Annotated in this window: 19 protein-coding genes; 14 read left to right on the top strand and 5 right to left on the bottom strand. The window is 70.0% G+C overall.

Annotated features, from left to right (window positions below; genetic code table 11):
• Positions 1-18: 18 nt before the first annotated feature.
• The gene (locus DQW50_RS14130; protein ID WP_112079910.1) at positions 19-861 is read right to left on the bottom strand and encodes a mechanosensitive ion channel domain-containing protein; all 843 of its coding nucleotides are present in this window, start codon (positions 859-861) and stop codon (positions 19-21) included.
• Positions 861-1,694: a diadenylate cyclase DacZ gene (gene dacZ, locus DQW50_RS14125; protein WP_112079909.1), complete on the bottom strand. Its 834-nt coding sequence runs from the start codon at positions 1,692-1,694 to the stop codon at positions 861-863. The genes DQW50_RS14130 and dacZ overlap by 1 nt, the downstream gene beginning before the upstream one ends.
• 341 nt (positions 1,695-2,035) lie before the next feature.
• On the opposite strand from dacZ, the gene DQW50_RS14120 reads away from it, so the two are divergent.
• On the top strand, positions 2,036-3,142 hold the full coding sequence (locus tag DQW50_RS14120; protein ID WP_112079908.1) for an aldo/keto reductase: 1,107 nt from the start codon (positions 2,036-2,038) through the stop codon (positions 3,140-3,142).
• Between the two features lie 52 nt (positions 3,143-3,194).
• Here DQW50_RS14120 and DQW50_RS18240 read toward each other — a convergent pair whose 3' ends face one another.
• Positions 3,195-3,365 carry an HVO_0758 family zinc finger protein gene (locus DQW50_RS18240; RefSeq protein ID WP_198664689.1) on the bottom strand — a complete coding sequence of 57 codons (171 nt, stop codon included), beginning with the start codon at positions 3,363-3,365 and terminating at the stop codon, positions 3,195-3,197.
• A gap of 200 nt (positions 3,366-3,565) precedes the next feature.
• Between DQW50_RS18240 and DQW50_RS14115 the strand changes: the two genes are divergently transcribed.
• The 5 genes from DQW50_RS14115 to DQW50_RS14095 all read left to right on the top strand — a co-directional run bounded on the left by DQW50_RS14115 (position 3,566) and on the right by DQW50_RS14095 (position 7,814).
• Positions 3,566-4,738 carry an MFS transporter gene (locus DQW50_RS14115; RefSeq protein WP_112079907.1) on the top strand — a complete coding sequence of 391 codons (1,173 nt, stop codon included), beginning with the start codon at positions 3,566-3,568 and terminating at the stop codon, positions 4,736-4,738.
• A gap of 124 nt (positions 4,739-4,862) precedes the next feature.
• Positions 4,863-6,065 carry a glycosyl transferase family 2 gene (locus tag DQW50_RS14110; protein ID WP_241964441.1) on the top strand — a complete coding sequence of 401 codons (1,203 nt, stop codon included), beginning with the start codon at positions 4,863-4,865 and terminating at the stop codon, positions 6,063-6,065.
• Positions 6,062-6,589, top strand: a complete 528-nt coding sequence (locus DQW50_RS14105; RefSeq protein WP_112079906.1) for a hypothetical protein — start codon at positions 6,062-6,064, stop codon at positions 6,587-6,589. The genes DQW50_RS14110 and DQW50_RS14105 overlap by 4 nt, the downstream gene beginning before the upstream one ends.
• 114 nt (positions 6,590-6,703) lie before the next feature.
• Positions 6,704-7,093: an ArsR family transcriptional regulator gene (locus tag DQW50_RS14100; protein ID WP_241964440.1), complete on the top strand. Its 390-nt coding sequence runs from the start codon at positions 6,704-6,706 to the stop codon at positions 7,091-7,093.
• A 22-nt stretch (positions 7,094-7,115) separates the two neighbouring features.
• Positions 7,116-7,814: a DICT sensory domain-containing protein gene (locus DQW50_RS14095; RefSeq protein ID WP_112079905.1), complete on the top strand. Its 699-nt coding sequence runs from the start codon at positions 7,116-7,118 to the stop codon at positions 7,812-7,814.
• Between the two features lie 34 nt (positions 7,815-7,848).
• On the opposite strand, the gene DQW50_RS14090 is transcribed toward DQW50_RS14095, so the two are convergent.
• Positions 7,849-8,232 (bottom strand): thioredoxin, encoded by a 384-nt coding sequence (locus DQW50_RS14090; RefSeq protein ID WP_112079904.1) that lies wholly within the window; start codon positions 8,230-8,232, stop codon positions 7,849-7,851.
• A 174-nt stretch (positions 8,233-8,406) separates the two neighbouring features.
• On the opposite strand from DQW50_RS14090, the gene DQW50_RS14085 reads away from it, so the two are divergent.
• From DQW50_RS14085 to DQW50_RS14065, 5 genes are all read left to right on the top strand, one after another.
• Positions 8,407-9,321, top strand: a complete 915-nt coding sequence (locus DQW50_RS14085) for a PLP-dependent cysteine synthase family protein (RefSeq protein WP_112079903.1) — start codon at positions 8,407-8,409, stop codon at positions 9,319-9,321.
• 115 nt (positions 9,322-9,436) lie between these two features.
• Positions 9,437-9,991: an MOSC domain-containing protein gene (locus DQW50_RS14080; protein WP_112079902.1), complete on the top strand. Its 555-nt coding sequence runs from the start codon at positions 9,437-9,439 to the stop codon at positions 9,989-9,991.
• A gap of 53 nt (positions 9,992-10,044) precedes the next feature.
• Complete coding sequence (locus DQW50_RS14075) at positions 10,045-11,253, top strand: DUF3179 domain-containing protein (protein ID WP_112079901.1); 1,209 nt, start codon at positions 10,045-10,047, stop codon at positions 11,251-11,253.
• Entirely contained in the window at positions 11,243-11,890 is a 648-nt protein-coding gene (locus tag DQW50_RS14070) for a hypothetical protein (protein ID WP_112079900.1), read from the top strand. Before DQW50_RS14075 ends, DQW50_RS14070 begins: the two co-directional genes overlap by 11 nt.
• Before the next feature lie 201 nt (positions 11,891-12,091).
• Positions 12,092-13,282 (top strand): MFS transporter, encoded by a 1,191-nt coding sequence (locus DQW50_RS14065; protein ID WP_112079934.1) that lies wholly within the window; start codon positions 12,092-12,094, stop codon positions 13,280-13,282.
• 185 nt (positions 13,283-13,467) lie between these two features.
• Here DQW50_RS14065 and DQW50_RS14060 read toward each other — a convergent pair whose 3' ends face one another.
• Complete coding sequence (locus DQW50_RS14060; protein ID WP_112079899.1) at positions 13,468-14,472, bottom strand: acetamidase/formamidase family protein; 1,005 nt, start codon at positions 14,470-14,472, stop codon at positions 13,468-13,470.
• Between the two features lie 315 nt (positions 14,473-14,787).
• Between DQW50_RS14060 and DQW50_RS14055 the strand changes: the two genes are divergently transcribed.
• The 3 genes from DQW50_RS14055 (at position 14,788) to DQW50_RS14045 (ending at position 19,462) form a co-directional block, all read left to right on the top strand.
• Positions 14,788-16,194 carry an NAD(P)/FAD-dependent oxidoreductase gene (locus tag DQW50_RS14055; RefSeq protein ID WP_112079898.1) on the top strand — a complete coding sequence of 469 codons (1,407 nt, stop codon included), beginning with the start codon at positions 14,788-14,790 and terminating at the stop codon, positions 16,192-16,194.
• Between the two features lie 212 nt (positions 16,195-16,406).
• A complete protein-coding gene (locus DQW50_RS14050; protein WP_112079897.1) occupies positions 16,407-16,772 on the top strand; it encodes a DsrE family protein in 366 nt (121 codons plus the stop codon).
• 176 nt (positions 16,773-16,948) lie between these two features.
• The gene (locus DQW50_RS14045) at positions 16,949-19,462 is read left to right on the top strand and encodes a PAS domain S-box protein (protein ID WP_112079896.1); all 2,514 of its coding nucleotides are present in this window, start codon (positions 16,949-16,951) and stop codon (positions 19,460-19,462) included.
• Positions 19,463-19,497 lie beyond the last annotated feature (35 nt).

Here is a 19,497-nt window from a genome sequence, read left to right as displayed (position 1 = left end):
GTCGAGACACGGGTAACGCTACTCCCGGATCAACACGATCCCGTCGCGGAACACGGCGTGGTTCGGGAGGACGTGTTCGCCGTCGTCGGTCTCGACGTGGGTCACGAACAGGTCGACCTCCTGGACGATCCCGCGTTGGCCGGCCACGCGTACCTCGTCGCCGATCCCGTACGGCTGGCGCAGAAGGAGGAAGACCCCGGCCGCGCCCGCCGTGAGGAGGTCCTTCGTCGCCAGCGCGGTCAGGAGGACGACCGCGAAGGAGTACGCTGCGAGCAACACGACGAGCGCGAGCGTCTGGACGCCCACCTGTCCGAGCGCGACGAGCGCGGCGACGTAGACGACGCTATACTTCACGAGCGTCGGGAGCACGCCCACCTCGGGGAGTTTGATCCCGCGGAGCCGTTCGGCGACGAGTAGCTCGGCCTTGTCGCCGACGACGACGCCGACGATGACCACGAGGACTGCGACGAACAGGCGGGGGACGAACGCCGCCACGTCCGCCCAGAAGAGGTCGACGTACCGAACCTCGGCGACCGTGAGCGCGACGAGGACGGTGACCGCGACGATGAAGTACGTCGACAGCTTCGCGACGATCCGGACGGTCGAAGTGTCGAACTCGCGGGCGGTGCGCTCGAAGGTCGTCCCCTCTATCGCCTCCGGGACGCCCGCCCGGACCAGCAGTCGGCGGTTGACGACACCGACGAGGACGGCCAGGACGAGCCCGATCGCGAGCACGAACAACGCGAGCCAGACGCGGTCGGGGACCGCGTTCAACAGCTCGCCGGCGCGCCCTGTGGTGGCCGTCGCGACGGGCGTCGAACCCGCCGATATCGCGATCGAGGGGGTCGAAGCCGACGGCATCAGTACTCCTCCGGGTCGACCTCTAAGACGAGCTTGCCGCCCTTGAACGCCCGAACGAGGCCGTCGGACTCCGAGAGGACGATCGCGGTCGCGTTGGTGTCCTGGGTGATCGCGCCGCCGGCCATGTGGCGGGCCCCGAGCCCCTTCGGGATGTCGACGCCCTCGGCGGCGGGTTCGAGGTACCGGTACGCGGAGACGATCTTCCCCGAATCGGAGATCACGAACGCGCCGTCGAGTCGGGAGAACTCCTTGAGCATCACGTTCACGATGGGGTCGCCGACGTGGACGTGGGACTTCTCGAAGGGGTTGTACGACAGCGAGCGGGACTTGTTCATCACCTTGCCCGCGTCGCCGACGACGAACAGCGCGCCCACGGGTTTCCCCTTCTGGCCCTTCTTGCCGAGCTCGATGGCGACGTCGAGCACGTCGCGGATGACGCCCGGGTCGGCGCGTGACTCGACGAAGAGGTCGTAGATGCCGGTGTGGGCGGTCTCGTCGACCGTGACGCGGATCACCGCGTCGGACTCGCCCTCGAAGACGGAGACGACGCAGACGACCTCGTCGCCCTCGGTCACGAGGTCGGCCTCCATCGAGCCCTCGATCCCGAACCGGATCCGGTCGCGTACGTCGCGGAAGGGGATCGGTAGCTCGACGAACGGGTCCGCGTCGACGTCGTTGTCGGGCGCGACGACGACGATCTCGGCCCGGTCGCCCCTCCGATCGTCCGTCTCGGCGGTGGTGAGACGATCGTGAAAGGAGGCGGTCGGCGAGAACAGGAGTACCGCGTCGGCGTCCTCGACGAGTTCGGCCAGGTGGTCGGTGAGTGACGCCATCGTCCTGTCACGACTCCGGGAGAACGTAAAACCGTTGTGACGACGTCGTACGGACGTCGGACACGTGAGGGATCGACTATCGTGTCACGTTCGGAGGACGGTCGTCTCCGGTTCGGTACTGACTCGTCGCCGGTTCAGTACTGACTCGTCGCCAGTTTCGTATCCACCGCTCACGCCCGCGGGTGCGGGTGGCTCCCGATCGTCTCGCAGGTCCCCGATCGTCTCGCAGGTCTCCGATCGTCTCGCAGGTCTCCGATCGTCTCGCAGGTCCCCCTACCGTCGACGCGGTCGAGCGGCGGTCGGACACGTTTTAAGTGTCACGGGCGTCGGTCCGAACGATCATGGCCACCCGAGACGCCCTCTGGGGCTACCGCGACGCGTTCGGCGACGCCTTCGGACGGACCTACTTCAGGCGGTTCGGACCGGGGGTCGCCTCCAGCGTCGGGCTGGGGACGTACCTCGGTGACCCCACCGACGCCGTCGACGACGCCCTCCGGGGGGTCGTCCGGCTCGCGATCGAGTCCGGGGTGAACCACGTCGACACCGCCGTCAACTACCGATGCGGGCGGTCGGAGCGGGTCGTCGGCGAGGCGATCCGGGACGCGAGCGTCGACCGCGAGGCGGTCGTGGTGGCGACGAAGGGCGGGTTCCTCCCGTTCGACGACGAACGCCCCGACGACCCGACAGCCTACCTCCGGGAACGGTTCGTCGACTCCGGGATCGTCGACCCGGCCGACCTCGTCGGCGCACACAGCCTCGCGCCCGACTACCTGGAGTGGTCGCTCGACCGCTCGCTCGACCGGCTCGGCGTCGGGTCGGTCGACTGCTACTACGTCCACAACCCGGAGACACAGCTCGCGGAGCGGTCGCGGGAGGCGGTCTACGACGCCCTAGAAGTCGCATTCGAGACGCTCGAACGTCGGCGGACCGCGGGCGACATCGGGGCGTACGGGGTCGCGACGTGGGACGGGTTCCGCGTCGCCGAGGGGGCGGACCGGTTCCTCTCGCTTCGCGAGGTCCTCGCCCGCGCAGTGGCGGCCGGCGAGGCGGTCGGCCCCGACGACGACCACGGCTTCGCGGCGATACAGCTCCCGTTCAACGTCCACATGGCCGACGCGTTCACGCGGGCGAACCAGCGACCCCCCGACGACCCGGACGGCGAGCCGATCTCGACACTGCGGTTCGCCCACGAGGCGGGCCTCTCGGTGGTCACGAGCGCGAGCATCGGACAGGGCGAACTGACGGCGGGCGAGTCGATCCCGGCGGGTGTCGACGCGCGACTCGCGGGCGACACCCCCGCACAACGGGCGCTCAACTTCTCACGGAGCGCGCCGGGCGTGACCTGTTCGCTCGTCGGGACGACGGACCCGGCCCACCTGCGGGAGAACGTCGCTGGGGGGACGTTCGACCCGCTCGGCGCGTCGGCGTTCGACGCCGTCTTCGAGTGAACGGGCCCGAGCGGAACTCCTGAGCGAGCGACGACGGGACGCCCGTCGACGCCTACCGAAGCTCCTTGAACTCGACGCCACACTCGGGACACGTCCGGACCGAGAACACTTCGTCCGGATCGTTCTTCTTTTTGAGTACCTTCTCACAGGTCGCGCAGTTGAGCCGCTCGTAGGTGTCCTTGAATAGGTCACCGTCACGTAGCGCCTTGCGCGTGGATTTCATATCCCGTCGTTCGTCGCCGGTGGGTATAAAAACCCCGCACGCCGCTGACGAGCGTCGGACGCCACGTGGGCCCCTCGGACGGCGGACGTGGCGGGGACTGGAAGCGTGGTCCGGGCGGGAAACGGCTTCGAACGACGACCGGACCGCGAGCGTGCGGCCGGTTCCGCAACGTTTGTGCTCGCCCCCCGGAAACGGCGACCGTGTCCCGCAACCGGCTGTTCGGATCGCTGTGTGCGATGGTGTTCCTCGTGAACTTCGCGCGGGTGGTGTTCGCGCCGCTCGTCGGCGAGTTCATCGACGAGTTCACGATCCGCGAGGGGACCGCCGGCCTCGTCGTCACGCTCGCGTGGCTCGGGTCGGCCTCGCCACGGATCCCGACCGGCTGGGTGCTCACCCGGACCTCCCGTGTCGCCGTCGTGCTCGTCTCGGGAGCGATACTCACGGTCGGCGCGCTCGGGGTCGCGCTCGCGCCCGGCGTCCCGACGCTGATGGTCGCCGCGTTCGTCGTCGGGAGCGCCTCGGGCGTCTACTTCGTCGCCGCGAACCCCTTCGTCTCGGAGCTGTTCCCCGACCGCGTCGGCCGCGTGCTGGGGGTCCACGGGATGGCGAGCCAGCTCTCGGCGGTCATCGCCGCGCCAGTGGTCACCGTCACGCTGTGGTACGACTGGCGGTACGCGTTCTACGGCCTCGCGCTCTCAGCCGCGCTCACCACCGTGCTGGTCGTCGTCTTGGCCCGCCGGACCGACCTTCCGGAAGCCGGCCGCAGCGACACGGACTTCTTCGGCGGCGCGCGCTCGGAGTGGAAGCTCGTCCTCGCCGGCGTCGTGCTCATGGGTCTGACGGGCTTGGTCTGGCAGGGGCTGTTCAACTTCTACGAGCTGTACATGATCGACAAGGGGCTCGAGCCGACGACCGCCCGCAACCTGCTCACCGTGATCTTCGCGGCCGGCGTTCCCGCCTTCCTCGTCTCCGGCGAGATCGCGGACCGGCTCCCGAGCGTTCCGTACCTCCTCGGGATCGTGACGGCCTTCCTCGTCAGCGTCGTTCTCGTGGTCCTCGCGTCGGAAACCCTCCCGGTCGTCCTCGCCAGCGTGCTCGTGGGGTTCTCCATTCACATGCTGTTTCCGGCCGGCGACACATACCTGCTCGGCTCGTTGCCGGACGGATCGCGGGCGTCCGCGTACGCCGTCTACTCCGCCGGCATGATGACGACACAGGCGGGGGGGTCGTGGGTCGTCGGCGAGACGGTCGAGGCCGGCGTGAGCTACGACGCCGTCTTCCTCGGCGCTGCGGGCGGACTCGCCGTTCTCGTGGCCGTCTACGCCGTCTTGAACGCCGCCGGACGGATCCCCGGCGGGGCCGCTCACGACTGAATCGCCCGTTCGTCGAGGTCCGGTTCGCCCGCCGGTACCCCCGAGATTCCGCCCCGCGGATCCCGGGTCCCACGGATCCCGGGTATCGTGCGTATTTTGGGGCTCGTTCCCGTGTGATCGGGTAATGGAGTACGTACAAGAGCGCGTGACCACGCTCCACGCGCTGACGGACCACCGCCCCGACGCGCCGACCGGGCGCGCGGCCGTCGTGGTGCCGATGACGGAACGCGAGTACGGAACGCTCGCGGCCGAACGGGTCCTCACCTCGCTCGAGCAGGTCGATCCCGCGAGGGTTATCGTCCCCCTGCGCGCCACGCCGGAGCTGGCTGGACCGTTCGCGTCCTGGCTCGACGGGTTCGACCTCGACGTGGAGACGCTGTGGTGTGACGGCCCACGGCTCGCCGACCGCCTCGCAGACCACGACCTCGACGGCGACCGCGGCAAGGGTCGGGACGTGTGGCTCGCGCTCGGCCGGGCGCTCGACGAGGAGTTCGTCGTCGTCCACGACGCCGACACGGCGACGTACTCGCCCGCGTTCGTGAACCGGCTTCTGTTCCCGATCGCCCACGGCCACGAGTTCTCGAAGGGGTACTACGCCCGCGTCGAGGACGGCGCGCTGTACGGCCGACTGTTCAGGCTCTTCTTCCGGCCGCTCGTCCGCGCGCTCGCGAGCGTCCACGACGCGGACGTACTCGAGTACCTCGAGGCGTTCCGCTACGCGCTCGCCGGCGAGTTCGCGGCCACGTCGGACCTCGTCTCGAAGCTCCGCGTCCAGCGGGGCTGGGGTCTCGAGATCGGGACGCTCGGCGAGGCGTTCGTCCACGCGGGCTTTGCGGGGAGCGCACAGGTCGACCTCGGTCGCTACGAACACGACCACCGGTCCGTCGACGGTCCGACCGGCCTCGCCGACATGAGCCGGGCGGTCGGCGCGGCGACCCTCCGCGTCGCCGCCGACGCGGGGGTCGCCGTCGAGTACGACACCCTTGCCGACCGCTACCGCGAGGCTGCGGGAGAACTCGTCGGCCGGTACGCGACCGACGCCGCGTTCAACGGGCTCGAGTACGACCGCACCGACGAGCGCGAGCAGGTGGCGACGTACGCCGAGGCGGTCGCGAAGCCCGGGCCGGACGACCGTCTCCCGGCGTGGGAGGATACCACCCTCTCACCCGCGACGGTCGCGGCGGCGGCGCGGGCGGACCTCGAGGCTGCCGTCGACGCCGAGGGAGCCACGAACGCCGAGCAGTCCGTGGACCCGAGTCCCGACGCGACGTCCGGTGCGGTCCCTCCGCGACGCGACGGCTCGCCCACCTGGGGTGGCGACCGATGAGCGAGGGAGCCGGCCCGAGCGTCGCCGCCCGTGACGACCTCGCCGGCGTGGTCGACCTCTTCGACTGGCTCACCCGCGAGGAGCTCTCGCGGGCGGTCTCCGAACTCGCCTTCAAGCGCCGGGCCGAGGCGGATACAGCCGCGATAGACGACGCCATCGACGTCGCGGTCGCGGAGTACGCGCTGGTCCCGGCCCCGTCGGATGCGGTCGCGACCGAGGGGGCTACCGACGGACTCGGGGAGGGCGCCGACCCCCTCGCGGTCGGCCCGGCGGCGTTCCCCTCGCTCCCGGAGGGCGCCGAGGACCTCCCGCACATCCTCGACGTCCCGGACCGCGACGTCGATCGGGAGGCGCTCTCGGAGGCCGCCCTGGAGCGGCTCTCCGCCGACGCCGTCGCCGCCATCACCGGGGGCGACGCGGAACGGCTGGAGGTCCTCGCGGACGTGACTTACGACATCGAGGCGTGGGCCCCCGTCGACGCCGGGCCGATCCGTGAGCGGATCGTGGCCGAGTTGGACGGATGAGCGACCCCGCCGTGAACGTCGAACGTATCGATATCGGATACTGTTCCGGACGCGGGAACGAACAGATCGTCGTCAACATGATTTAATATCCAACACCTACGATAGCTAACTCGAATGAACGACGGGAAGGACCTGCCGAGGGAGGCCGATGTCGGTTCCGAGCCCGGAGCGGTTCGGCTGTCCGACGACCGTCTCTACCGCGCGCTCGCCTCGACGCGGCGGCGACGGCTGTTGTGGCTCCTGCTCGAGGAGGGACGGTACCCGGTCGAGGAGGCCGTGAGCGTCCTCCTCGGGTGGGACGTATCCTCGGCCGGCGGGATGAAGACCCCGGAGGACCGCCGCCGACTCGTCATCGAACTCGTCCACGTCCACCTCCCGCTCCTTGAGGAAGCGGGGATCGTCTCGTACGACCGGAAGGGTGGCTTCGTCGAACTCGAACCCCTCGACCCGCCGGTCGAAGCGTTGATCCGGCAGACCGTCGGATCCGATCCGTCGACGCTGTAGTGACCGCTGCCGGCGCACCACCGTGACCGTGTTCGACGACCTGTTCGCCGAGACCGTGGATCGTGGACGCCGGCTGATAGTGTATCGAACCGAGGACGGGGACGGCTCGGATGGACTGTTTGTGACCCGCAACGTCGCCGTCGACCGCCGGACGATCCCGGTCGGAGGACCCGAGCCGTTCGTCGAGATCCGGGAGGACGAGAAGTTCGTCGGCGTGCTCGGACTGGACGTCGTCGAGGAACTCACCGACCCCTCGGCGGTTCCGCGGACGGGGCGGGAGGACGTCTCCCCGGGACATCGCGTGCTCCTCGAGACGCTCGACGACACGGTCTTCGCCTCGATGGACCGCCGTCACCTCCTCGCGGTCAGCCGGGAGATAGAGGACCGGGCGTACCGCGTCGGGAGGGGGACCCTCCGGGTGGCGTTCCAGACCCCGGCGACGTTCGACCCGCAAGCGGACGTCTACCGACGGCTGGCTGGCGAAACGGACCTCGATATCCACCTCTACGGCGTCGGAACCCGTATCGAGCAGGCTATCGAGGGAGTCACGTCCCATCCGCTGACGGACGACCGGTACTGGGTGCTCGCGTTCGAGGACGGCGACGACGGTGAACAGAACTGCGCGCTCGTCGCACGGGAACGATCCGACGGGTACCGGGGCTTCTGGACCAACGACCCCGACACGGTACGCGACGTCTCGGTCCGGCTTGCGGACGGCTGAGCCCCTGCTTTCTCCCCTACGCCCTCTGTTTCCCCTACGCCGTCGCCTCGACGTCCGCCAGCTGACGTGCGAGCGCCTCGGCGACGGAGACGTCCGCGTCCTCGACGAACCGCGCGAGTTCGGTGCCGTCGGCGTCCTCGACGACGACCGTCGGGATCAGTTCGACCCCGTACTCCTCGACGCCGGGGCCCTCCTTACCATCGGCTCCCTTCGTCACGGGGAACGCCTCGATCCGGTCGTCGGGAACGCCCGCGGCTACGAGCACGGCCCCGAACGTCGGGAGCTGTCGTTTGCAGTCGACACACCAGTCGCCGCCCCACACCTTGTACCGGTAGTCGCCCGCGAGCGCGTCGAGGACGGCCGGGTCGAGGGTATCGGGGTCGAACGACGGGTCGGGCGAGAGCGTTTCGAGCGTCATGCCCACGACTTGGGCGCCCGTCCTTATGAACGTTACAAGACTCAAACCCCGCCCTCCAGGGCGGGGAGGATGTCAACAACCGCGCGGCGGCGGCGAGGACGGCCGACCACGACGACCAGCGATCCTTGCCGGAGTCCGTCGGACATTTGAGTGGGCGGCGCTTCTTCGGAACCGATGGACGACGACATCCTGGAAGGGCTCGGGTCGCCGCTGGTCCGGGTCGACTCGCCTCCGGGGACGACGGTCGCTGGGAAGGTCGAGTCGCGCAATCCGGGCGGCTCCGCGAAGGACCGCCCGGCGCTGTACATGATCGAGGCTGCGGAGCGGGAGGGCGACTTGGAGCCCGGCGACGGCCTCGTCGAACCCACCTCCGGCAACACGGGCATCGGCATGGCGATGGTCGGCGCGGCGAAAGGGTACGACGTGACGCTCGTGATCCCCGAGGGGAAGTCGGTCGAGCGTCGCCGGCTCGCGCGGGCGTACGGCGCGACCGTCGAGCTCGTCGACGGCGACATCTCCGACGCGAGGGCACGCGCGGACGAGCTCGAACGCGAGGAGGGGATGGTCCAGCTCCGTCAGTTCGAGAACCCCGAGAACCCGCGAGCGCACTACGAGACGACCGGTCCGGAGGTGCTCGAGCAGGTGGGCGACCGGACCGTCGACGCGCTCGTCGCCGGCGTCGGCACCGGCGGGACGCTCTCCGGAACCGGCCGCCGGCTCCGGGAGGCGTTCCCCGACGTGCGGATCGACGCCGTCGAGCCCGCCGGTAGCGCCGTCCTCTCGGGCGAGGCGGTCACCGGCGACGACTTCCAGGGGATGGGTCCCGGCTTCGTCGCGGAGAACCTCGACCGCGAGCTGATCGACGACGTCCACGTCGTCGACCTCGAGGCGGCCGAGGCGGAGTGTCGCCGGCTGGCGCGCGAGGAGGGGATCCTCGTCGGGCAGTCCTCCGGCGGCTCGAACCTCGCAGCGAAGGACGTCGCCGCCGAACTCCGCGACTCCGGCGAGTACGTCGGCGAGGAACCGCTTGTCGTCACCGTGTTCTGGGACAGCGGCGAGCGGTACCTCACGGCCGGGACGTTCGACTGAGCGGGGGGGTCGGCTCCCTCGGTGTCGACGCGGTCGAAGCCGACGGGCCCTCCTTGGGGCTTCGTATCGGGAACGACCGGGTTCGCTTTATGCTCCTCCCGAACGACCCGGTGGTATGGACGGACGAGCGGCGACCGACGGAACCGGGCGCGTCGAAGCCCTCTTCACCGCACCCGAGAGCGGCGCGCAGTCGATCGATCGGGAGACGGTCGAGGTCGTCGACGGCGGGATCGAGGGCGACCGCTACCGGCGGGGGTCGGGTCACTTCCAGCTCGACGCCTGTGCGGTCACGCTCGTCGCTGGCGAGGCGGTCGACGCGGTCCGCGAGGAGACCGGTATCGACGTCTCTGACGGCCGCCACCGGCGGAACGTCGTCGTCCGCGGGTTCGGGACGGGGATGGACGACCTGCTCGACGCGACGGTCCGCGTCGGCGACGCCCTGCTCCGGCCGACCCGGCGGCGGCCGCCGTGTGCGCACGTCGAGGCGGTCGCCGGCGAGCCCGGGCTCGCGACCTCCCTGCGGAACCGCGGCGGACTCTGCTGTGACGTCGTCGAACCGGGAGCGATCGCCGTCGGCGACCCGGTCGCGATCGAGCGGCCGGACCCGGGACGGGCGGGGGAAGCGATCGCCGAGCGGTTGCGGGACGGCTCCGACGATCCGGGTGTGTGAATTCGCCGCATCGGCGCTTGCCCCTTTACTCGGTCGGGACCCCTAGAGGGGGTATGAAACGCACGCGTCGATCGACCGTCGGCTCCCTCACGGCCCTCGGGATCGCGGGACTCGCCGGCTGTCTCGACGGCGGGATCGTCGGCTCCATCCGAGAGGGTGGTGAGGCAGGGGAGGGTGGTGAGGCAGGGGAGGGCGCAGGATCCGGGACGACGGGCGAGACCGGGGGGTCGGCGGACGGGAACGACGGCTCGTCGGACGGGACCGTCCCGCCGACCGCGGACGGCTCCCGATATCTGGCGTACGAACTCGATCACCTCCGCGAGGAGTCGCTGAGCGGCGGCGTCGGCGTCGACGGGATCCCCTCGATCGACGACCCGAACTTCGCCCCCATCGACGAGTCGAACCTCGTCGACGACGCACCGGTGTTCGGGGTCGTTCGCGACGGCGAGGCGAAGGCGTACCCCCAACACGTGCTCGTCCATCACGAGATCGTCAACGACACGCTCGGCGGCGACCCCGTCGCGGTGACGTACTGTCCGCTTACCGGTACGACACAGGGGTTCGAGCGCGGCGCGACGACGTTCGGCGTCTCCGGCCAGCTGGTCAACTCGAACCTGATCATGTACGACCGGGAGACGGAGAGCCGGTGGCCGCAGATGCTCGCGACGGGGATCGACGGGTCGATGTACAGCGAGACGCTCCGGGAGTTCCCCGTCGTCTGGACGACCCTGGGCGAGTGGCGCTCCGAACGTCCGGACTCGGCGATCCTGACCGACGACACGGGCTACGCGCGCCGATACGGGAACGACCCGTACGGGGTCTACGCGCCCATCGGCGGGTACTACGCGGCCGACGAGACGATGTTCCCAGCGCTCTCGACCCCCGAAGCGGGCCACGCGAAGTCGGTCGTGATCGGGGCGCGAAGCGCCGACGGCGCGGTCGCGTTCGACAAGGAGACGTTGCTCGCGGAACGAGTCCTCGAGGGGCGCCTCGAGCCGGCCGACGACGACGTGGTGGCCGTCGCGGACCCGGCGCTCTCGACCGGATACGTCTACCGGACGCCCGGGGACGCGACCGTGGAACCGGACGGGAACGGGTACCGAGTGGAAGGAGGAGAGGCCGGTTCCGGGGGCGGGTTCGACGCCGACGACCTGCCGCTCGACCGGGTGCTCGCGTTCGACGCGATGTGGTTCGCGTGGGCCGGGTTCTACCCCGACACCGGCTTCGCCGGCGAACACACTGAGGCCGGGTATGGCCGCTGAGACCGCCTCGCCGACCGCGAGCCCGGTGGCGTGGCTCTCCGGGCTCGTCCGCCGGACCGCGTTCGCGGTCCGCGTCTCGCTCTCGCGTCGGGACGGCAGGGCGACGCTCGGACTCGTCGCGGTGGCCTACTTCGTGCTCTACAGCGTCGGCCTGGGCCACCTCGGACGGGCCGGTGGTGCGGCCGTCCGGGGCGGGACGGGCGGTTCGGCCCCCGTCCTCGATCTGTTCGTCGTGAGCGACCCGCTCCTGACCGCGACCCGGCGGGTCGCGCCGTTCCAGTACGAACCGGTCGCGTTGCTGACGGTCGGACCGATCGAGTACCTCTTCGCCCCGGTCAACGCAGTGCTCGGTCTCGGGCTCGCAGGACTCGTCGGCGTGACCCTCGCGGTTTCGGTCGTCGCCTGGCGCGGGCCCTCGGCGTGTCGGATCGGCGCCGGCGCGGGTGCGGCCGCCGGGCTCCCGGGTCTCCTCTCGGGGTTCGTCTGTTGCGGGCCGACGATACTGCTCGTGATCGGGATCCAGGCGTCGGCCGGGGTGCTCGCTGTCCTCCAGTGGTTCCTCCCGCTGGCGGTGGCGAGCCTGTTCGTCACGTTGCTGTGGGTCGGGAGCCGGGTCGACCCCGACACGGTCCGGTGAACACCCCCGGAGTCGAGCGGTCGACGGTCGGTTCGGCCGGTAGACGACGGTTTATTACTGCGTCTCGGTACGACCAACGTAGAGCGTGAACCGTACACTCGAACCGTCGGACCGACGGAACCGACCGGATCGACGACACGGACCGGACCGACGGAACCGACCGGATCGACGACACGGACCGGACGGGAGGCGGTGCTCGGCGTGAACTGGCGGTACCGCCACACGGTCCTGACGCTGTGTATGCTCGCCTTCTTCGTGACGTACTTCGCCCGGCTGGCGATCAGCCCGGTGGTCCCGTTCATCACCGCCGACTTCGCGGTCTCGAACACCGCGGTCGGGGTGGCGCTCTCGGGGATGTGGCTCGCGTACGGCGTCTCACAGTTCCCGAGCGGGATCCTGGCGGACCGATACGGCGAGCGGCGGGTGATCCTCGTCGCGGTCGGCGGTACGACCGCTGCGAGCCTCCTGCTCGCGCTCGCCCCGGTGTTCCCCGCGTTCGTCCTGATCGCGTTCCTCCTCGGGCTCGTCGCCGGGCTCCACTACGCGGTGGCGACGACGTTGCTCTCGCGGACGTTCGACGACCTCGGCACCGCCGTCGGACTCCACTCGATCGGCGGCCCGCTGGCGGGGCTCGTCGCGCCGGTCGCCGCCGCGTGGGTCGGCGTCCGGTACGGCTGGCGGCCCGGTGTGGCGCTCGCCGCGCTCGTTGGAGTCCCGATCTTCGTCCTGTTCGCCTGGCGGATCCGTCCGACCGAGCCGCGTCGCCCCGACCAGCCGATGCGGGACCGGCTACGGCTCGGGCCGCTCGTCGAGCTCCTCTCGCGACCGAGCGTCCTCCTCCCGCTCGTGGTCGCGACGATCGGGACCTACGTCACCCAGGGCATCATCTCGTTTCTCCCCACGTTCCTCGTCGACTTCCGGGGCTACTCCCCCTCGTTCGCGGGCGGCGTCTTCTCAGCGTTCTTCGTCGTCCGCGCGGGCGCGCAGGTCGGCCTCGGCCGGCTCTCGGACCGACTCGGTCGTGACGCGGCGATCGGGGGAGCGATGCTCTCGGGCGCGCTCGGGCTCGTCGGCGTCGTCGCCCTCCCCGGCGTCGTCGTAGTCCCCGACCTCGTCGGGCTCGCGCTCGCGGTCCTCCTCGCCGGCGTCGGATCCAGCTTCTTCTCGGCGATCGACCCGCGGTTCATGGAGGCGATGAGCGACACGGAGCGCGGCGCCGGCTTCGGGCTCGTCCGAACCGTCTACACTGTGATCGGCTCGGCCGGGTCGGTCGGGGCCGGTCTCACTGCCGACCTCTTCGGGTGGGGCGTCTCCTTCGCCGTCCTCGCCGGCCTCTTCGGCGTCGCGTTCCTCGTGATCGCGGGCAACGCGGCGCTCGGGACCGGTTACTGACCGGCTACTGACTGGCTACTGACTGGCTACTGACTGGCTACTGACTGGCTACTGACTGGCTACTGATCGGCTACTGACTGGCTTGGCTACTGACTGGCTACTGATCGGCTACTGACTGGCTACTGATCGGCTACTGACTGGCTACTGATCGGCTACTGAAGTCCCGCTCGTCCGCGGCGTCCCGACTACGCCTCCGGGAAGATGCTCTCGGGGATGTACGCCGTGACGGTCCAGTTGGGCGTGTCGACGACCTCGCTCACCTTCAGGTCCATCGCTGCCGAACAGAGGATGTACGCCTCTCCGCGGGTGAGCCCGCGGTTCTCCGCGAGGTGGTCGATCATGTGGCGGGTCGCCTTCCTCGTCGCCTCCATCAGGTCGTCGCTGATCCCGGTCGTGCCGTACATCGGCTCGTCGCGGCCGGTGGGCGTGAACGGCCCGGTCGTCTCGAACTGTGGCTGTTCGATCGACATGTCCGACCGGACCGAGAGCCGGGCGGTGACGAACATCGGGGCCTCGATCCCGGTGACACACACCTCGCCGTCTCCCTGTGCGGCGTGGCAGTCCGCCGTCGAGAAGAGCCCGCCGTCGACCTCGACCGGCAGGTACACCGTCGACCCGGCGGTCATGTGTTTCACGTCCATGTTCCCGCCGACGGACCGCGGCGGGAGCGTGTCGTGTTCGCCGTCCTCGCCCGGCGCGAGCCCGATCACGCCCGGGAAGGGGTCGAGCGGTACCTCGATCCCGTTCACGAAGTGGCCGACGTCGCCCTGGAGGTCCCAGATGTGAACGTCGGCGTCGGGGAAGTCCTCCGGGAGCAGGCCGAGCCCCATCTCGCCCGGCATGAACCCGGTGTACCCCCAGCCCTTGTGCTGGAAGTCCAGGAGGTCGACCTGGATCACGTCGCCCGGCTCCGCGCCCTCGACGGCGACGGGGCCCGTGAGGGGGTGGACCGGGTCGAAGCTCACGTTGGCGAAGTCCTCCGCGGTCGACTCCGTGTCGAGCTGGCGGTCGACCGCGTCGCGGCACTCGAACCGCACCACGTCGCCGTCGGCGACGGTGAGGACCGGATCGAGCGAGTTGTCCCAGGCACGGTGGACGTTCCGTTCGGCGTCGGAGAGGTGGTGATCGATGGTGTACTCGCGTCGGTCGGCCGTGCCGCTCGCGTCGTCGGAACCGTCCTCGTGTGGCATACGATACTGAAGTGGTCGCCGACCGACTTAAAATCGGTCGGCCGGCGTCGGCCGTTAGGTACAGTCGGTCTCGCAGTCCTACGTCCGACTGTATATCCAGTAGCCATCGTCGTCGACGGCGAACGCGGTCGGCGCGCCCTGGACGCGATCGAGGAGCTCGAGAAGGCCGTCGAAGCAGGGCGGGTGAGCTACGTCTCCCTCGTCGCGAAGGCGTGACCCGCGGGACGGATCGGACCGCCGCTGTAGGCCCGGCTCGACTGGCTTCTTCGGGCACGGAATGGGTCGATTTATACCCGGAACCCGAAACCACTACCCATGTCTACACACGTCGCTATCGTCGGCGCGTACGGGAGCGCCGGCGCCGCCGTCGCCGATCGACTCGCGGAGGACCCGGAGATCGAGCTGACGCTCATCGACGACGGCGACCCGGGAGGCGGGCTGTGTATCCTCCGCGGGTGTATGCCCTCGAAGGAGGTGCTCTCGGCCGCCGAACACCGATTTTCGGCGCGTCACGACGACCGGCTCTCGGGGCCGTTGCCGGACGTCGACCTCGAGGCGGTCGTCGACCGGAAGAACGAGCACACGTCGAACTTCGCTGCCCATCGCCGCAAAGCGATCGACCGACTCACCGAGCGGGACGGGGTCCGGTTCGTTCACGACACCGCGGCGTTCGTCGACGACGGGGAGCTCGCGGTCGGCAGTCGGACGCTCGAGCCCGACTACGTGGTGATCGCGACCGGGTCGACGGCGAACGTCCCGGCGCTCCCGGGCATCGACGACGTGGAGGTGCTGACGAGCGACGACGTGCTCGACGCGACGTCGTTCGGCGACTCCGGTGTCGTCATGGGGTTCGGGTACGTCGGCATGGAGCTCGTGCCGTACCTCAGCGAGGCGGCGGGCATGGACCTCACCGTCATCGAACACGACGCCCGGCCGCTCGACGAGGCCGACGACCCGTTCGGGGACGCCCTCCTCGAGTACTATCGGGACGCCTTCGACGTCGACGTGCTCACGCGTACCGAGGAGCAGCGCGTCACGTCGGCCGACGGGGACGGCGTCGAACTCCACGTCGTCGAGGACGGCGAGGAGCGGGTCGTCGAAGCAGACCAGCTGTTCGCGTTCACCGGCCGTCGCCCGACGCTCGACCGGCTGGGGCTCGCGGAGACGTCGCTCGTCCCGGGTCCGGGCTGGGTCGAGGACACGATGCAGGCGCGGGACGACGACCGCGTCTTCGTCGTCGGCGACGCCAACGGAAAGGAGCCGATCCTCCACGTCGCCAAGGAACAGGGGGTGACGGCCGCGGAGAACGTTCGACGACATCGCGACGGCGACCCGCTCGTCGAGTACACGAACGTTCACCACCACGTGGTCTTCTCGGGGCTGGGGGTCCTCCCGTTCGCCCGCGTCGGTCACTCGGCAGTGTCGGCCGAGGCTGTGGGCGTCGACCACCTCGTCGTCACCCGTGAGGCGGCCGACGACGGCGTGTTCAAGACCAAGAACGTCCCCGAGGGGTTGGCTCGCCTCGTCGTCGGCACCGACGGAACGGTCCTCGGCTATCAGGGCCTCCACTACCACGCCGACGTGATGGCGAAGACGATGCAGGTCGTCGTCGAGATGGAACTGGACGTCCGCGAGGTCCCCGACCGGGCGTACCACCCGACCACGCCGGAGATACTCGACGGACTGTTCCGGGAGGCGACGGCGGCACTCTCGGACCGATAGGAGGCCTCCGGCGTCCGGGACGAAGGTGGCGACGCTCTCGCCGGTCTAGTTCGGCCACCGCGATCACGTCGTCGACGGGCTGGCCAAGCGGACGACTCCCCCACTGCGTTTCGATGGCGTCCGGTGGGTCCGGGACGTTGACGGTAACCGAACCGTAACGAGGTAACCGCAGCCCCCGATAGCGTTTATCTGATCCACGTCGGTCGATCGGTATGGGACGGTTCGCGGTGTTGATGACTGCCGGTCCGGAGCGAGCCGGGAGCGCGCTCAACGGGGTGGAGTACGCGCTCCGGCTCGCCGACGCGGGCCACGACGTGCGGCTGTACCTCGACGGGTCGGCGACCCGATGGCCCGGCGAGTTGCGGACGCGGGTCGACCACCCGCTCCGTGAGGGGCTCGACCGGGCGATGGACGGCGACGCCGAGATCGCCGCCTGCGCGTACTGTGCGGCCGCCTTCGACGCGGTTGCCGGCTGCCGCTCGGAGGCGATCCCCCTGCTCGGCGCCGCCGGCGAGGAGCACGGTCCCGACGTCGCGGCGCTCGTCGAGAACGGGTACGAACTGCTCACGGTGTCCTGATCGGGTCGGTACGTCACCGGCTGTGGCGTTCCGTTCTTCGATTCGGCGCGGCGACCGTCATCGAGCAAACGACCCGTGTGCGCGGTTGGATTCTTAAGCCTGCGCGTCGAATACAGCCCCAGAACGCGCCCCCGAATGACCGACCACCACCTCCCGTCCCTTCCTGACGCCCCGACATGACCGATCCCCCCGACCCAGGAGCGGCGTCGGACCGCAGTGCGGGGGCCGATCCGGGACCGGATCGGGTCACGCCGGCCGTCATCGACCGACTGTTCGAGCACACGCCCGACGCGGTCCTCGTCGTCGACCCCGAGGCGAACCGGATCGTCCGCTGTAACGACCGGGCCTGCGAGCTCTTAGGATACGACCGCGATCGGCTCCTGTCGCTCGGCCCTCCGGACATCCACCCGCAGGATTACGACGTGTTCGAGGCGTTCGTCGAGCGGGTTCGCGACCGAGGTGGCGGGGTCACGACGGAGCTGTCGTGTCACACGCGGGACGGCGACGTCGTCCCCGTCGACGTCACTGCGACCACCGTCCGGTTCGACGACCGCGACGGGATCCTCGCCATCGTGCGCGACGTCTCCGCGCGCACGGAACGACAGCGGGAGCTTCGTCGGCGGTCGGCGGCGATGGCGGCGGCCCACGACGGCATCGCCGTGCTCGACGCCGCCGGCGCGGTCGTCCACGCGAACGCGGCGTACGCCTCCCTGTTCGGGTACGACGACCCGGACGCGCTCGTCGGCGCGGCGTGGGACGACCTGTGTGCGAGCAGCGACCGCTTCGAACTCGACTGCCGTCCCACGGTCGTCGAATCGGGCGAGTGGCGCGGGGAACTCACGGTCCCGCGGGACGACGGCGAGGACGTGCCCGTTCGAGCCTCCGTGACGGGGCTCGAGGACGACGAGTTCGTCTGCGTCGCCCGCGACGTGAGCGAGGAGCGTCGGCGGGAACGTCGCCTCAGGGGGGTGACGGAGTCGAGCCGTGAGCTCCTCACAGCGGTCGACCGCGACGACGTGGGCCGGATCGCGGTCCGGACGGTCGCGGACGTCCTCGGTCACGAGCTCTGTTGTGTCCGCCTGTACGACGCCGACGCCAACGAGCTCGTACGGACCGCCACGACCGACGCGGCCGCGGAGCTCGTCCGGTCCGAGGTCGCCTACGACCTCAAGTCGTCGAACGCCGGCGCGGCGTACCGGAACGGCGAGACGGTCCGAAACGAGTCGACGGCGGCGGACCCGTACGCCGCCGACCCGTGTCGGGCCGAGGCTCACGTACCGCTCGGCGAGTTCGGCGTCCTGAGCGTCTTCGAACGCGAGGAGTCGCTGACGTCGTTCGACGTCCAGCTGGTCGAGCTGTTCGCCGGCGTCGTCCGTTCCGCGTTCACGCGCGCGGAGCGCGAGGAACGGCTCCGCTCCCGGCGGACCGAACTGGAGCGTCGCCGCGGTGAGCTTGCGGCGACGGACCGGTTCAACACGCTCGTCACGGAGGTGATCCGCTCGGTGTTGCGAGCGACGAGCGTCCCTGAGGTCAAGCGAGGAGTCTGTGAGGACCTCGCCGGGTCGTCGCTGTACCGTGCCGCGTGGATCGCGAGCGTGGACGGCGAGGCGGACGCCGAGGCCGTGACGATCGATTCCAGTTCCGTCGCGACGGACGCGTTCGTCGAAATCGACGAGGAGTCGTTCGTCACGTCCCCGTTCGCAGAGCGGCTGGTCCGGAAGAGCCACGAGGCCGACGCCGCCGTCGTCGAGCGCCGACGGTTCGAGTCAGGGAACGTCGACGGCGGGACCTCCGGCTCCGACGAGGAGCCCGAAGCCCCCGAGCGCTCCGACCCGGACGCCGGACCGGACGCCGACGTGGAGACGATCGCCGCCGCGGTCCCGGTCGCCTGCGGTCGACAGCGGTTCGGCGTGCTCGCCGTGGCGGGGACCGACGAGAGCGGCTTCGCCGAAACGACGCAGGGCGGCCTCGAACTGCTCGGCGAGACGCTCGGCTTCGCGATGGTCGCGGACCGTCGGCGGAACACGCTGAGCGAGAGCGACGCGGTCGAACTGGAGTTCGCTTTTGCGAGCCCGCTCGCGGACCTCTCTACGGCGTTCGACTGCCGGTGTGAACACCTCGGGAGCGCCGGCGACAGCGAGGGAGAATACGCCTACGAGGTACGGATCACGCACGACGACTTCGAGGCGATCCGAACGTTCCTCGACGACTATCCCGAGGTTCGCGGATGTCGGCTCGTCGGGCGTCGCGACGGGTCGTGTCTCGTCGAGATAACGGTCGACGGTGCCCCGCCGCGGCTGTTGGCCGAGGTCGGTTTCAGTCTCGTGTCGCTGTACGCTGTGGACGGCGAAACGAGGCTGATCGCCCGGGTTCCGGGCGACGAGGACGTCACGCGTGTCCTCGACGCGCTCGCCGAACACTGGGACGACGTCGGGTTGGTCGCCAAGCGACAGACCCGGACCCCCAGAGCGGACCTCGTGTTCCCGGCCGACGGCGCGGTCGACCTCACCGAGCGACAACGGTCGGTGCTGGAGACGGCCTACGAGGAGGGCTACTACGACTGGCCACGGGAGCACACGGCCGAGGAGGTCGCCGAGAGCCTCGATATCGCCTCCGCGACGCTCCACCAACACCTCCGCGTGGCGGAACGCGCCCTCGTCTCTTCGTTCGTGGACGACGGGTCGACGTGACGGAATCGAGAGCGAACCTACGTGTCTCGGTACCC

Origin of the sequence: Halorubrum sp. 48-1-W (assembly GCF_003287355.1) — an archaeon.
Taxonomy (GTDB): domain Archaea; phylum Halobacteriota; class Halobacteria; order Halobacteriales; family Haloferacaceae; genus Halorubrum.
The sequence above is the reverse complement of the archived record's forward strand: the minus strand, read 5'-3'. Positions and strand labels throughout refer to the sequence as shown.